The organism is Mycobacterium sp. Root135, from assembly GCF_001426545.1.
GTDB lineage: Bacteria > Actinomycetota > Actinomycetes > Mycobacteriales > Mycobacteriaceae > Mycobacterium.
The window spans coordinates 400,982-415,133 of the sequence record NZ_LMEZ01000007.1; the positions used below are offsets into that span (position 1 = coordinate 400,982).

General features: G+C 70.1%; 10 protein-coding genes. 4 read left to right on the top strand and 6 right to left on the bottom strand.

Translation table 11 applies throughout. From position 1 onward, the window contains the following. Window positions 1-4 precede the first annotated feature (4 nt). A complete protein-coding gene (locus tag ASD37_RS22135; protein ID WP_056556525.1) occupies window positions 5-4,534 on the top strand; it encodes an ATP-dependent helicase in 4,530 nt (1,509 codons plus the stop codon). Here the strand turns inward: ASD37_RS22135 and ASD37_RS22140 are convergent. Further along, complete coding sequence (locus ASD37_RS22140; protein WP_056557506.1) at window positions 4,520-5,956, bottom strand: MFS transporter; 1,437 nt, start codon at window positions 5,954-5,956, stop codon at window positions 4,520-4,522. The two genes, ASD37_RS22135 and ASD37_RS22140, sit on opposite strands and share 15 nt — an antisense overlap. Beyond that, window positions 5,953-7,419: an FAD-dependent monooxygenase gene (locus tag ASD37_RS22145; protein ID WP_056557508.1), complete on the bottom strand. Its 1,467-nt coding sequence runs from the start codon at window positions 7,417-7,419 to the stop codon at window positions 5,953-5,955. The genes ASD37_RS22140 and ASD37_RS22145 overlap by 4 nt, the downstream gene beginning before the upstream one ends. Window positions 7,420-7,475: 56 nt before the next feature. On the opposite strand from ASD37_RS22145, the gene ASD37_RS22150 reads away from it, so the two are divergent. Genes ASD37_RS22150 through ASD37_RS22160 form a run of 3 tightly spaced genes read left to right on the top strand, consistent with a single transcriptional unit; the run spans window position 7,476 to window position 9,744 of the window. After that, on the top strand, window positions 7,476-8,198 hold the full coding sequence (locus tag ASD37_RS22150) for a TetR/AcrR family transcriptional regulator (RefSeq protein ID WP_056556528.1): 723 nt from the start codon (window positions 7,476-7,478) through the stop codon (window positions 8,196-8,198). A gap of 55 nt (window positions 8,199-8,253) precedes the next feature. Then, on the top strand, window positions 8,254-8,745 hold the full coding sequence (locus tag ASD37_RS22155; RefSeq protein ID WP_056556532.1) for a DUF2834 domain-containing protein: 492 nt from the start codon (window positions 8,254-8,256) through the stop codon (window positions 8,743-8,745). A gap of 57 nt (window positions 8,746-8,802) precedes the next feature. Next, window positions 8,803-9,744 carry an SDR family NAD(P)-dependent oxidoreductase gene (locus tag ASD37_RS22160; RefSeq protein ID WP_056556536.1) on the top strand — a complete coding sequence of 314 codons (942 nt, stop codon included), beginning with the start codon at window positions 8,803-8,805 and terminating at the stop codon, window positions 9,742-9,744. Here the strand turns inward: ASD37_RS22160 and ASD37_RS22165 are convergent. The 4 genes from ASD37_RS22165 to ASD37_RS22180 are packed head-to-tail and all read right to left on the bottom strand — an operon-like array spanning window position 9,741 to window position 14,140. Then, window positions 9,741-10,835: an MSMEG_0565 family glycosyltransferase gene (locus ASD37_RS22165; protein WP_056556539.1), complete on the bottom strand. Its 1,095-nt coding sequence runs from the start codon at window positions 10,833-10,835 to the stop codon at window positions 9,741-9,743. The two genes, ASD37_RS22160 and ASD37_RS22165, sit on opposite strands and share 4 nt — an antisense overlap. Before the next feature lie 2 nt (window positions 10,836-10,837). Then, entirely contained in the window at window positions 10,838-11,677 is an 840-nt protein-coding gene (locus ASD37_RS22170; protein ID WP_056556541.1) for a carbon-nitrogen hydrolase family protein, read from the bottom strand. A gap of 1 nt (window position 11,678) precedes the next feature. Further along, window positions 11,679-13,079 (bottom strand): MSMEG_0567/sll0787 family protein, encoded by a 1,401-nt coding sequence (locus ASD37_RS22175; protein WP_156721058.1) that lies wholly within the window; start codon window positions 13,077-13,079, stop codon window positions 11,679-11,681. Between the two features lie 5 nt (window positions 13,080-13,084). Continuing rightward, window positions 13,085-14,140, bottom strand: coding sequence for an MSMEG_0568 family radical SAM protein (locus ASD37_RS22180; protein ID WP_056556548.1), 1,056 nt, complete (start codon window positions 14,138-14,140; stop codon window positions 13,085-13,087). Between the last annotated feature and the right edge of the window lie 12 nt (window positions 14,141-14,152).

The following is a 14,152-nucleotide window of genomic DNA, read 5'->3' on the forward strand; positions in this document are numbered from 1 at the left end:
CTAGATGGCCCGCAAGTCCGCTGCACCGGCAGCACCGCTGGCCCGCTTCAGCGACCTGACGCGGGAGTGGTTCACCGGCACCTTCGCGGCACCGACGGCTGCCCAGACCGAGGCCTGGGAGGCCATCGCCAACGGCGACAACACGCTGGTCATCGCCCCGACCGGGTCGGGCAAGACGCTCGCGGCGTTCCTCTGGGCCGTCGACCGGTTGGCCTCCGGTGAGCCACGGGACGCCAAGGCAGGCACCCGGGTGCTCTACATCTCGCCGCTCAAGGCGCTCGCCGTCGACGTCGAGCGCAACCTCAGCACCCCGCTGACGGGCATCGGCCGCGTCGCGGAACGCCGAGGAGAGGTCGCCCCGAGCATCAGCGTCGGGGTCCGCTCCGGCGACACCCCACCCAATCGCCGCCGCGAGATGATCGCCCGGCCACCCGACATCCTCATCACCACGCCCGAGTCCCTCTTCCTCATGTTGACCTCGGCCGCCAGGGAGACCCTCACCGAGGTCGACACCGTGATCGTCGACGAGGTGCACGCCGTCGCGGCCACCAAGCGCGGCGCCCACCTCGCGCTGTCGCTCGAGCGGCTCGACCAGCTGATGGACCAGCCCGCCCAACGCATCGGGCTGTCGGCAACCGTCCGACCGCCCGAGGAGGTGGCCCGGTTTCTGTCCGGCCAAGCCCCCACCACCATCGTGGCGCCCATGGCCGCCAAGACCTTCGACCTGTCGGTTCAGGTGCCGGTGCCCGACATGGCCAACCTCGAGAACAACAGCATCTGGCCCGACGTCGAGGAACGCATCGTCGACCTCATCGAATCGCATCGGTCCTCGATCGTGTTCGCCAACTCCCGGCGGCTCGCCGAGCGACTCACGGCCCGGCTCAACGAGATACACGCCGAGCGCCAGGGAACCGAGCTCGTCGAGACGCCCAACCCGAAGGTCGGCGGCGGCTTTCCCGCCCAGATGATGGGCAGCGGCGTGGCGAAGGGCGCCGCGCCGCTCCTGGCCAAGGCCCATCACGGATCCATCAGCAAGGAGCAGCGGGCGATCGTCGAGGACGATCTGAAGACCGGTCGGCTCAAGGCCGTGGTGGCCACCTCCAGCCTCGAACTCGGCATCGACATGGGGGCCGTCGACCTCGTCATCCAAGTCGAGTCCCCGCCCTCGGTGGCCAGCGGGCTGCAGCGCATCGGCCGCGCGGGTCACCAGGTCGGCGAGATCTCCCAGGGCGTGCTGTTTCCGAAGCACCGCACCGACCTCATCGACTGCGCGGTGACGGTCCAGCGCATGCTCGCCGGTCAGATCGAGACCATGCGCGTGCCGACCAACCCGCTCGACATCCTCGCCCAGCACACCGTCGCGGCCGCCGCTCTCGAGCCGCTCGACGCCGACCGTTGGTTCGACGCGGTGCGGCGCAGTGCCCCGTTCGCCACGTTGCCGCGCAGCGCATTCGAGGCGACGCTGGACCTGCTGAGCGGCAAGTACCCCTCCACGGAGTTCGCCGAATTGCGCCCCCGGTTGGTCTACGACCGCGACGGCGGGACCCTCACCGCACGACCCGGTGCCCAGCGGCTCGCGGTGACTTCCGGCGGTGCCATCCCCGACCGCGGGATGTTCACCGTGTACCTGGCATCGTCAGCCGACACCGACAAGCCCTCCCGGGTGGGCGAACTCGACGAGGAGATGGTCTACGAGTCGCGGCCCGGCGACGTCATCTCATTGGGCGCCACCAGCTGGCGGATCACCGAGATCACCCACGACCGCGTGCTGGTGCTGCCCGCACCGGGACAACCCGCCCGGCTGCCGTTCTGGCGCGGCGACGGGGTTGGCCGACCCGCCGAGTTGGGTGCCGCGATCGGGGCGTTCACCGGCGAGCTGGCGAGCATGAACCGGGCGAAGTTCGACGAGCGCTGCGCCACAATGGGTTTCAACGACTTTGCGACGAACAACCTCTGGCAGCTGATCTTCGACCAGAAGGAGGCCACCGGCACCGTCCCCACCGACACCACGTTCGTCGTCGAACGCTTCCGCGACGAATTGGGCGACTGGCGAGTGATCCTGCACTCCCCCTACGGGTTGCGGGTGCACGGGCCGCTCGCGCTGGCGGTGGCACGACGGTTGCGAGAGCGCTACGGCATCGACGAGAAGCCGACGGCGTCTGACGACGGCATCATCGTGCGCCTGCCCGACACCGAGGACACCCCGCCGGGTGCCGAACTGTTCGTCTTCGACGCCGACGAGATCGACCCGATCGTCACCGACGAGGTGGGCGGCTCCGCGCTCTTCGCGTCGCGGTTCCGGGAATGTGCCGCCCGCGCGCTGCTGTTGCCGCGGCGCCACCCCGGCAAGCGGTCGCCGCTGTGGCATCAGCGCCAGCGCGCCGCGCAGCTGCTCGACATCGCCCGCAAGTACCCCGACTTCCCGATCGTCCTGGAGACCGTCCGGGAATGCCTACAAGACGTGTACGACGTTCCGACGTTGCGCGAGTTGATGAATCGCGTTGCGCAGCGGAGTATTCGCATACTCGAGGTCGAGACCGTCACGCCGTCTCCGTTCGCGGCGTCGCTGCTGTTCGGCTACGTCGGGGCCTTCATGTACGAAGGCGACAGTCCGCTGGCCGAGCGGCGCGCGGCAGCCCTGTCGCTGGACAGCACGCTGCTGGCCGAACTGCTCGGTCGCGTCGAGCTCCGCGAACTCCTCGACCAGAAGGTCATCGAGTCGACCGTCGCCCAGTTGCAGCACCTTGCCGAGGACCGAAGGGTGCGCGACGCGGAGGGGGTGGCCGACCTGCTGCGACTGCTCGGACCACTCACCGAAGCCGAAGTGGCTGAGCGGTCGACCGTCGACGACGTCGGTGGCTGGGTCGACGGCCTGCGGTCGGCCCGCCGCGCGTTGACGGTGTCGTTCGCCGGCCAGACGTGGTGGGTGGCCGTCGAGGACATCGGCCTCTTGCGCGACGGCGTCGGCATCGCCGTGCCCGTCGGCATCCCGGCCAGTTTCACCGAGTCGGTCACCGATCCGCTCGGTGAACTCCTCGGTCGATACGCCCGCACGCGCGGCCCGTTCACGACCGCCGACGCCGCCGAGCGCTTCGGGTTGGGTCTGCGGGTGACGGCCGACGTGCTCGGCCGGATGTCGTCGGACCGACGACTGGTGCGCGGCGAGTTCACCACCTCCGTTCCCGTCGACACCGAACAGTGGTGCGACGCCGACGTTCTCAAGATCCTGCGGAGACGGTCGCTTGCTGCCCTTCGGGCGCAGGTCGAACCGGTCAGCACGGCGGCGTACGCCAGATTCCTGCCAGCCTGGCAGCAGGTGGGCGTCGAGAAGAGCACGGGGATCGACGGTTTGGCGTCGGTGATCGAGCAGCTGTCCGGGGTGCCGATCCCCGCGTCGGCGATCGAACCGTTGGTGTTCGGGCAGCGGGTCCGCAACTACCAACCCGCGATGCTCGACGAGCTGCTCGCCGCAGGCGAGGTGACGTGGTCGGGCGCCGGTTCGATCAGCAGCGGCGACGGTTGGATCGCGTTTCACAGCGCCGACACGGCACCGCTGACGCTCGGCGCTCCAGCCGACTTCGAGCTGACCGACGTGCACCGCGAGGTCCTCGACACCCTCGGCAACGGCGGTGCGTACTTCTTCCGCCAGCTCACCGGTGGCGCTTCGGAGGCCGACACGAAAGCCGCACTCTGGGAACTGATCTGGGCGGGCCGGGTCACCGGTGACACGTTTGCCCCCGTGCGCGCCCTGCTCGCGGGATCGGGAAAACGGGGCGGCACCCATCGGCAGCGCCAGCGTCCGCCGCGGTTGAGCCGCTACAGCGTCGCCCACGCCCAGACCCGCACCACCGACGCGACCGTCGCCGGCCGCTGGTCGGCGTTGCCGCACCCCGAGCCCGACTCGACCATCCGGGCACACTTCACCGCCGAGCTCCTCCTCAACCGGTACGGCGTGCTGACCAAGGGCGCGTCGGAGGGGACACCCGGCGGGTTCGCCATGTTGTACAAGGTGCTCACCGCCCTCGAGGACGTGGGGCGGTGCCAGCGCGGCTACTTCGTGGAATCCCTTGGTGGCGCTCAGTTCGCGGTGGCTTCCACTGTCGACCGACTGCGCACCTACCTCGACGACCTGGACCGCCAGCGTCGCGATTATCACGCGGTGGTGCTGGCGGCCGCCGACCCCGCCAACCCGTACGGAGCCGCGCTGCCGTGGCCCACCGAGGCGGACACCGGCCACCGACCCGGGCGCAAGGCGGGCGCGCTGGTCGTGCTCGTCGACGGGGAGTTGACCTGGTTCCTCGAGCGGGGCGGCCGGTCGCTGCTGGCCTTCTCACCGGATGCGGAGGCGCATGCCGCCGCGGCGACCGCACTGGTGGAACTGGTGGGTGCCGGGCGGCTTCAGTCGCTTCTCGTCGAGCGCATCAACGGCGTTCCGGTGCTGGAGACCGGTGCGGGCGCTGAGCACGTCGCGGTCCAGGACGCGTTGACCGGCAGCGGCTTCTCCCGCACCCCGCGAGGGCTACGACTGCGCTGAAACGGCGACCGTCGACACCCCAATGTGCTTGGGCAGCAACCCCACCAACATCAGCGTCACGACGTACAGGGCCGCGGCGACGAGGATGACGAGCTCGGCCGCCGAGAAGATCCCCGCTACGCCGCCGGCGTTGGCACGGGCGAAGAAGACGGTGCCGAGGGCGGCGAAGCCGATGGCGTTGGCGAACTGCTGGACCGCGTTGAGCATTCCAGAGCCCGCACCGGCCTCTTCGACTGTCGCGTCGCCGAGGATGTAGTCGAAACTGGGGACGAACACGAGGCCCGACCCGAACCCGATGACGAACAGCGCGGGGGCGAGCGTCCACGCGGTGAACTGCCCGCCGGCGTGGTCGAGGATCCACCACAGGCCCAGCAGGCCCGCCGCAGCGACTCCCAGGCCCACCTGCATCGAGCTGCGCCCGAACTTCTCGGCGAGGACGGCGCCGCTGAGGCCGATGGCCACCGCGGTGCCCAACGCCCATGGGATGAGGGCGAATCCGGTGTTCAACGGACTCCAGCCCATGCCGAGCTGGAACAGCAGGTTGACGGCGAGCTGAAAGCCGGTGAAGGAGGCGAAGAAGGCTCCGGTGATCACCAGTCCGACCACGAAGCTGCGTCGGGCGAAGAGCGACGGCGGCAGGACCGGATGCGTGCTGCGGCGTTCCCACCTGGCGAACAGCGCCGTCGCCACCATCGCCGCGCCGATCATGACGAACGACCATGCGGGCCAACCGAACTGGCGGCCCTCGACCAGGGGCACGATCAGCAGGAGCGAGGCGACGGTGAGCAGTGCCACCCCGCCGAGGTCCACGCGCAGCTCGGGGTCCTCACCGGCGTGCTTCGGCAGCAGGAACCAGCCCAGGATCACGGCCAGGATGCCGATTGGCACGTTGACCAGGAAGATGGCCCGCCACTGGCTGCCGAACAGGTCCAGGTGCAGCAGCCAGCCGGCCAGGATCGGCCCGGCCACGGTCCCCAGGCCCATGATCGGCCCGAAGGGTATCAGCGCCGCGCGCAACCGATCCGGTGGGAACACCACTTTCACCAGCGCGAAACCCTGCGGAATCATGACCGACCCGGCGAGGCCCTGCACTGCGCGGGCCGCGATCAGCGATCCCACCCCCGGCGCGAGCCCGCAGGCCAGCGAGGCAACGGTGAAACCGGTCATCCCGAGGAGGAACAGTCGCCGTCGGCCGAGGATGTCTCCGAGGCGGCCAGAGGTCACCAGCCCGATCGCCAGGGTGGTGGTGTAGGCCGCGAGCACCCATTGCAGCGTGGTCTCGTCACCTCCGAGGTCCGCGCGGATGGAGGGGCCCGCGAGGTTGGCGATCGTCGTGTCCAGCAGGTCCATCAGGTCGGCGATCAACACCACGGCGAGCACCGGCACCGCGCGCCGCAGCGGCAGCGTGGTCGTGGCGGTCATCGAACGCCCGCCCATCGCCGCAGGGCGTCGTCCAGTCCCGCGCCGTCGGAGGTGTCAGTCGCCCAGGCGACCACGCCGTCGGGGCGGACCAGGACGCCGGTGGGCGTCCCGTCGTCGTCCGCGACGGTCGTGACGTCGGCGTCCCACCGCGCGGCGAGGCGCGTGAACGCGCCGTCTCGCGTGCGGTCGAGCAACAGGAAGCCGCCGCCGTGGCCGTGGTCGACCAGACGGGAGCCGTCGCGCAACCAGAGATCGGGCACCAACGCCCCGACCGGCGGGTGGTCGCCGGAGAGGTCGACGCGCTGCGTCACCCCCGAGATCTTCTTGGCCGCGTAGGTCGTGCCCGCCGAGGTTCCCAGCAAGTCGCCGACGATCCCGCGCAGGGCAGCCGACTTGGCGTCGCCCCGCATCAGGCCGGTCTGTGCCCGCGTCCAATCCAGCACCCAGGCGCCGACGGGCCGACGCTCGGCATCGTAGGTGTCCAGGAGCGCCTCGGACGTCCGCCCCGCCACCACGGCGCCCAGCTTCCAGCCGAGATTCATCGCGTCGCCGATCCCCAGGTTGAGACCCTGGCCGCCGAACGGAGGGTGCACGTGGGCGGCGTCGCCGGCGAGCAGCACGCGGCCCGATCGGTAGTCCTCGGCCTGGCGGGTGTTGTCGGTCCAGCGGGTCGGCATCGTGCGCAACGCCGTCACCGTGACGTCGGTGCCGGAGGTCCGGCGCAGGCTGGCTTGCACGTCATCCAGGGTGACCGGCGCAGAGCGGTCGGCACGCGCGAACTGCGCACCGGCAGAACCAAACTCGAGGGTGACCACCCGGCCCGGCTGTGGACCGTAGCGATACACCCCGTGCGCAGACCACACCCAACCGTCCGCGAGCTTCTCGAGATCGGCGACGTCGACGATCGCTTGGTATCCGACGAATTCGGGTTCGGTGCCGGGGAATTCGAATCCGGCGAGACGACGAACGGCGCTGTGCCCGCCGTCGCAGCCCACCAACCACCCAGTGCGCATCTGGCCCGCCGACGTACCTACGCGCACGCCGTCACCGGTGTCTTCCAGCGCAGTGACCTCGACGCCGCGCTGCACCGGCACGCCGAGTCGGGCGACGTGCTCGGCGAGCAGCGCCTCCAGGGTGGGTTGCGCGATCATGCGGCAGCGGTCGGCGGCGGTGTGCGCGACGAAGTCGGGATCGGACCAGTCGACGAGGTCGGGGTCGAGGACCATCCCGGCGAAGTGTCCGGTGAACCGCTGGCCCGACGTGCCGGCGGGTAGCAGGCCGCGGCGGTCCAGCGCTTCCGCCGTCGGAACGTTGATCGACTGTGCCTTCATCGCCTGATCCGGCTCGGTCAGCCGCTCCAGCACGTGGACGTCGGCTCCGGCGAGGGCCAGCTCCGCGGCGAGCAGCAGGCCGACGGGACCGGCTCCGACGACGGTCGCGTCGCATTCACGCTCCGATGTCATGTTCACGAACACTGTTCTAGTAACGAACGGTGTTCGTGTCAAGTTAAGCTGGGCGAGTGAACCCGAAGCAGCGGCGCGCGGCGCGCCATCAGCCGCCAGGCCCCGGGGCATCCGACGTCGCGCGACCGCGTCGCCGCAAGACCCCGCTCACCCCTGAGCACGTCGTCGACACCGCCCTGAAAGTCGTTGCCGCAGAGGGATATGAGGCGCTCACGATGCGCCGACTGGCGGATGAACTCGACACCGGACCCGCGTCGCTCTACGCCCACGTGGTCAACAAGGCCGATCTCGACGAGCTGCTGATGGGCCGGTTGTGCGCCAAGCTCGACCTACCCGAGCCCGACCCCGACGCGTGGCGGGAGCAGATTCGCAGCGTGTGCACGCAGATGCGCGACCAGTACCTCAAGTACCCGGGCATCTCCCGCGCCGCGCTGGCCATGGCGCCCACCGACCTCGAAATCGTGCGCGTCAACGAAGGAATGCTGGCCATCCTGCTGGCCGGCGGCATCGAGCCCCAAGCCGCCGCGTGGGCCGTCGACGCGCTATTCCTGTACGTGGCCTCCTATTGCCTGGAGACGTCCATCGCGCGGCAGCGGTCAGCCGACGACAACAGCGAATGGGTGCTCGACCGCGGCGAGCTGCTCCGACGCTTCGCCGCCCTGCCCGCCGCGACGTTCCCCAACACCACCCGGTACGCGGCCGAGCTGACCGCCGGCGAAGGCCACGACAGGTTCGACTTCACGCTCGGGTTGATGGTCGACGGGCTCAAGCGCCGCTGATCGACGAAATGGCAAAAGTGTCAAAACTTCGGCGGATGAGTTTCATACTCGGGACATGGTCTCGCTGATCGTTCACGGCATCCTCGGCGTCCTCGTCATCCTGTGGATCGTCCGCGCCAACCCGCGTGTCTTCTCCCGCCCCACGGACGGACCCGCCTTCTCGACGCTGGAGATCGCGTTCTACCTCATCGGCGTCGCGTCGATCGCGCTCGGCTACTACTTCAACCACCAATTCGTCGCCCAGTACGCCGTCCCCGGCGGCAACCCCTTCTGGGGCCCGGGCAGCTGGCAGCAATTCATCGCCCTCGGCTACGTCAACCCCGCGGCGGCCTCGGCCAGCCAGGACTACACGATCATCAACGTCGTACTGCTGCCGCTGTTCACGATCGTCGACGGACATCGACGCGGAATCCGCCGGCCGTGGCTGTTCTTCGTCGCCAGCCTCTTCACCAGTTGCGCGTTCGCGTACGCCTTCTACTTCGCGGTCGTGGAACGTCAACACCGCCAACAGAAGACCGCGGCGCCAATAGCGCCGATTCCCGCCTGACGCACCGAATCCCGCCCGGCGGGAACATCGCTGGGCCGAACCGGGTTGACGACGGTCGTGACCGAGACACCACTGCGCACCCCGTTCGGATTCGACTCGACCGCGGCCGAGGTGATCGCAGGCGTCGACCTCACGGGGCGGCGCGCGATCGTCACCGGTGGCGCGTCTGGCATCGGCGTCGAAACTGCGCGTGCCCTCGCGACCGCCGGCGCCGAGGTGACGCTGGCCGTCCGCGACGTCGCCGCGGGTCACCGCGTGGCAGCGGACATCGGCGGCACCGTCGACGTGGCGGCCCTGGACCTGAGCGACCTGGACAGCGTGAAAGCCCTCGTCGCGGCATGGAGCGGCCCGTTGCACATCCTGGTCAACAACGCCGGGGTGATGGCGATTCAGGAGCTGACCATGTCGGCGAGCGGCCACGAGATGCAGTTCGCCACCAACCACCTCGGACACTTCGCGCTCGCCGTTGGCTTGCACGACGCGCTGGCTGCGGCCGGTGGGGCTCGCGTCGTCTCGGTGAGTTCGTCGGGTCACCTGCGCTCACCGGTCGTGTTCGACGACGTCGACTTCGCGTTCCGCGACTACGACCCCTTTGGCGCGTACGGGCAGTCGAAGACGGCCAACGTGCTCTTCGCGGTCGAGGCCACCAGACGCTGGAGGGCCGACGGAATCCTCGCCAACGCGTTGATGCCGGGCGGCATCGCCACCCCGCTGCAACGCCACCTCCCGGCCGACTACGCCAAGGAAGCGCTGACCGCGTTCCGCGCCGCGGGCACCGACTTCAAGACCGTCGAACAGGGAGCCGCGACGTCGACGTTGTTGGCAGCGTCCCCGCTGCTCGACGGCATCGGCGGTCGGTACTTCGAGGACTGCAACGAAGCCTCGGTGGTCGACCGACGTACCGGCCCCGGCCGCGGTGGTGTCGCGCCGTACGCCCTCGACCCTGCGAATGCCGAACGGCTGTGGGATCTTTCGCTGAAACTGACCGACCTCGGCTAAACCGGCATGGGGTGAGCGGCGTAAAACTCGACGTGACGGCTCGCCGCGGCCGCCCACGTCAACGACGCCGCCAGCGTGCGTCCCGGCCCCGGATCCGCGCCGGACTCGATGGCCTCGGCCATCAGATCAGCCAGCTGGGTCGGCGTCGCGCCGTAACGGACGGTGTCCCCGAAGACCTCGCGCAGCACCGGCAGATCACGGGTGACGACCGGACGACTCGCGGCGAGCGCCTCCATCGCGGCCAACCCGAACCCCTCCTTGGTCGACGGGAAGGCGAACACCGACGACGCGGCGACCAGGCTCGGCAGGTCGTCGTCCTCGACCGCGCCGAGGATGAGCGGCTCGACCCCTAGCTCGGCGCATAAGCGCTCGAACTCGGCCCGGTAGTCGCGGTAGTCGAAGAGCGTCTCCCCACCGGCGATCACCAGTCCGACGTCGGGCTCTCGTTGCCGCAGAACGTGATACGCCTGCACCAGGTCGAGGGTGCCCTTGCGTGGCTCGATGCCGCCGACCGCCAGGACGTAACGCCCGAGCCGGCGCCGCCACTCCGAGCGCCGCGCCTCGGCGACCGGGGTGTCGGCGGCAGCGTCGGCGAACCGTTGCGCCGCAACGCCGTTCGGAATCACCGCCGGCGACAATCCCCATCCGGCCCGCACCTCTGCGGCCACCGCGTCTGAGACGCAGATGCGCGCGTACGGTTCGACGACGGCCTTCTCGTGGCACTCCGCCAAGACGGGCGTGGTGAACTGGTCGAGGTGGTGGATGGTCCGGATGCAGGTCCCCACCGCGTTGGCGCTGATGCAGTCCTGCGCGTGTACGACGTCGTAGGCCTCCGGCGTGAACGCCTCGCGCAGCAACGCGATCGACCGCACGATGCGCGCCATGACCGATTCCTCGCCCTCGTCGGGGAAGTCCACCAACCGCACCCGCACCCGCGGGTCGACGGCGCGGAAGAAGCCGCGGTCGCCGTGGCGGGCGAGCGACCACACCGTGACGTCCATGCCCGCCTCCGCAAGCGCTTCGGCAAGGTTGAGCGTGTGCACGACGCCGCCACGGGGCTTCGTGGAATACGTGAGCAACGCGACGCGCACCGTCAGCTCCCAGCGCCGAGACCATAGGCGTCGATCCGACGTTCGGCGATGTGGTTCAACACCTTTCGGGCACGGGTGATCTCGGCCTCGACATCGACGGTGACTTTGGCCAGCCCGCCCTTGGAACCCGTGTTGGCCAGCACGTCGCCACCAGGGCCGACGACCTTCGCCTGGCCGAGGAAGCGCAGCGCCCCCATCACGCCCGTCTGGTTCGACGAGACGACCACGACCTGATTCTCCGCAGCGCGGGCACAGTCGTAGAGGTCGAACAACCGCGCCTGCCGGTCCGCGGGCAAGCGGGACGCCCGGTCGGTGACGCTTGCCGGCCACGCCGACAGCGCGGCGATGACGTGGGCGCCGTCGAGCGCCAAGGCACGCGCGGACTCGGGAAACGTCTTGTCGTAGTCGATCAGCATCCCCAACCGGCCGACCGGGGTGTCGAACGCCGCGAACGAGTCACCCGCCAAGTAGGCCAACGACTCCCCCGCCGGCTGGTGCACCTTGCGGTGGTGGCCCAGCACCCCGTCACCCGAGACGCAGATCGCCGCGTTGTAGCGTCCGCCAAGCGCCTGCTCGGCATACCCGACACAAACCGTCATCTGACCCGCCGCCGCGATCACCGCCGCGATTTCCGGCCCGTCGGGGTCCAACGCGGGGGGCTGGTCGTTCAGATCGGGCGCCCGAAGATCGCCGATGTACCCGCCCAGACACGCGTCGGGGAACACCAACAACTCCACGCCGTCACGCGAGGCCGCGTCGACGATGCCGACCACCTTGCTGACGCCACGGTCCACGTCGCGGCCGAAGTGCGCCGCGACGGCACCGATCGTCACGAGTCCCAAGTCAGGCCCTTCCCAGCCCGGTGACGTCCGCCGCCACCGCGGTCGTGGTGACGCCGTCGGGCCACCTCAGCCGAACCCCACGCCGAGCGGTCAGCTCACCACACGCTCCGGTGACCACGCCGGTCGGCACCCGAGGCGTCGACGCTCCTGCCCGGTCCGCGGTGAGCATGGCGTACCCGGGGAAGCACGTGAGCCACGCACCCATGTCGGCGGCGGGCCGGGGAATGCGGGCCACGTCCAGTTCGGCGCCCGTCCCACTGGCCTCGGCCAGCATTCCCATCGTGCCGACCACACCGGCCATGCTGACGTCCTTCGCTGCCCGCGGCGCCATCCGCGCGACCAGCGTTGACAACTCGGCGAGGTCGTCGGCGCTGCGGGTGCTACTCGAATCCCATTGCCTACCATGATGACCCGGGCGCCAATCGCCCGCCAGATCAGCCGTCAGACGCACCGTGTCACCAACGGAACCGCCGCCTGCGCGAATCGGACTCGACGTCCTGCCGAAGGCCGTCACCGCCAGCGACGCGGGCACCCCGAGCTGGGTGTGACCGCCGAGCACGGGCACCCGCCAGGCCTGCGAGGCCTTCGCGATGCCGCGAACGATGCGGGTCAACAACGACCGGGTGGGCGCCCCGACGGCGTCGAGCAACCCTGTCGGCGCAGCGCCCATCGCGGTCAGGTCGTTGACGTTGACAAGCACCGAACACCACCCCGCCCACTCCGGATCGCGTTCCACCATGGACGGGATGATTGCATCACACGCGGCCACCAGATCGCTGCCGGGCAGCGGCACGCCGTCGTCCCCGACGAAACCGTCGGGACCGAGACCGCCTGGCACCGCGCGCAACGGAGCCAGGGCGTCCCCGAGAAACGACTTGGTGGCGTCGGCGAGACGCTGCATCCGGTGCAGCGGCCACCGCATCAGCGCGTGCGGTTGGCCGGCCACCAGACAGTCGCCGTGGTCCTCCCAGCCGAGCGTGCCGAACATCGCCGCGTACCGCCGCTGCACGGTGGCGTCGAACCGCAGCACGCCCGCCGACTCGGCGTGGGCGCACGCCGCGCGAACCAGGGCCGGACCGACTCCCGACGACCGGGCGGCCGCGCTGGTGACGAGCCTGCTGCCGGTCCACCAGCCGAGGTCGGGCTCGCACCGCGGGGCCAGCCGCACGCCGCCAACCACCGTTCCGTCCTGGGCGACCGCCACCAGGACCACCGTGCGCGGATCGTCGTCGACGTCGTCGGCGTCGCTCCCGGCGAAGAGGTGCTGGTCGACGACGAAGGCGTCGTGACGCAGCCTCCGGTAGGCCGCCAGGTCGGCGCCGTCGTCCGCCCGGCGGATGAGGAAGCCCGCCGCGGGACCGGCGTGGGTGCGGGTACCGGCGAGAATCGACAGCGTCTCCACTGCCCTCACCCGCCGACGCTCTGCAGCACGCCGCACGCCCCGCAGGCGGCGCAGCCCGCCTTCTGGTCGGCCCCGGCCATTCCCGCCAGCCGGAGCACGTTGGCGACCTCCCGGGACACCTTCTCGACGGTCGCCGCGTCGGGCGCCCCGACCCGGTCGACGTCGACGGCAAGCGTGCCGGGGTGCGGACGGAACGGCACCACGAAGGGGTAGACACCCATCCCGACGAGTTCTGCTGCGCCGGAAATTAATTCGTCGGGATCCTCACCGAGCCCGACGATGAGATACGTCGACACCTGGTTGCGGCCGAAGACACGGACGGCCTCGCGCCACGCCTCCCGGTACTGGGCCAGCGGAACCGTCGCCTTGCCCGGCATCCACCGGCGCCGCACCTCGTCGTCCAAGGATTCGACGTGGATGCCGATCGCGTCCGCGCCGGCGTCACGCAGCTCGGTCAGCACCGTCAGGTCCGCAGGCGGCTCGCACTGAACCTGGATGGGCAGGTCCGACACCGCAGCCTTCACCGCCCGAACGCACCGGGCCAGATGCCTGGCACCGCGGTCGGTGCCCGCCGACGTGCCCGTCGTCATCACCATCTGGCGGACGCCGTCCAAACGCACCGCCGCCTCGGCCACCTCGGCCAGCTCGTGCGGTCGCTTCACCGCGGTCGTGGCGCCCGAGCGCAGCGACTCCTCGATCGAGCAGAACCGGCACCGGTCGTCGACTCCGTAGCGGATGCACGTCTGGACGACTGTGGTGGCCAGCACGTTTCGGCCGTGCAGCCGGGCGATCTTGTCATACGAGATGCCGTCGGCGGTCTGCAGATCGTAGAACGCGGGACGGTCGATCACGTCAACCTCCAGGCCCGAGTCCTCCCCGTCGAGCAGGACGCGACTGCCGTCGAACACGAAGGGGCTGTTGGGATTCAGCGGGATCGCGGCCGCGTGGCCGTCGATCATCAGGTGGCCGTCGGCACTGGGGCCGGCGCCCGCGGTCCGGCTGACGGGCGGGCGGCCCCGAATGCCAAGCAGGGTGAGGTCGACGCGGGTGGAGACGGACATGACTTCCCTCGT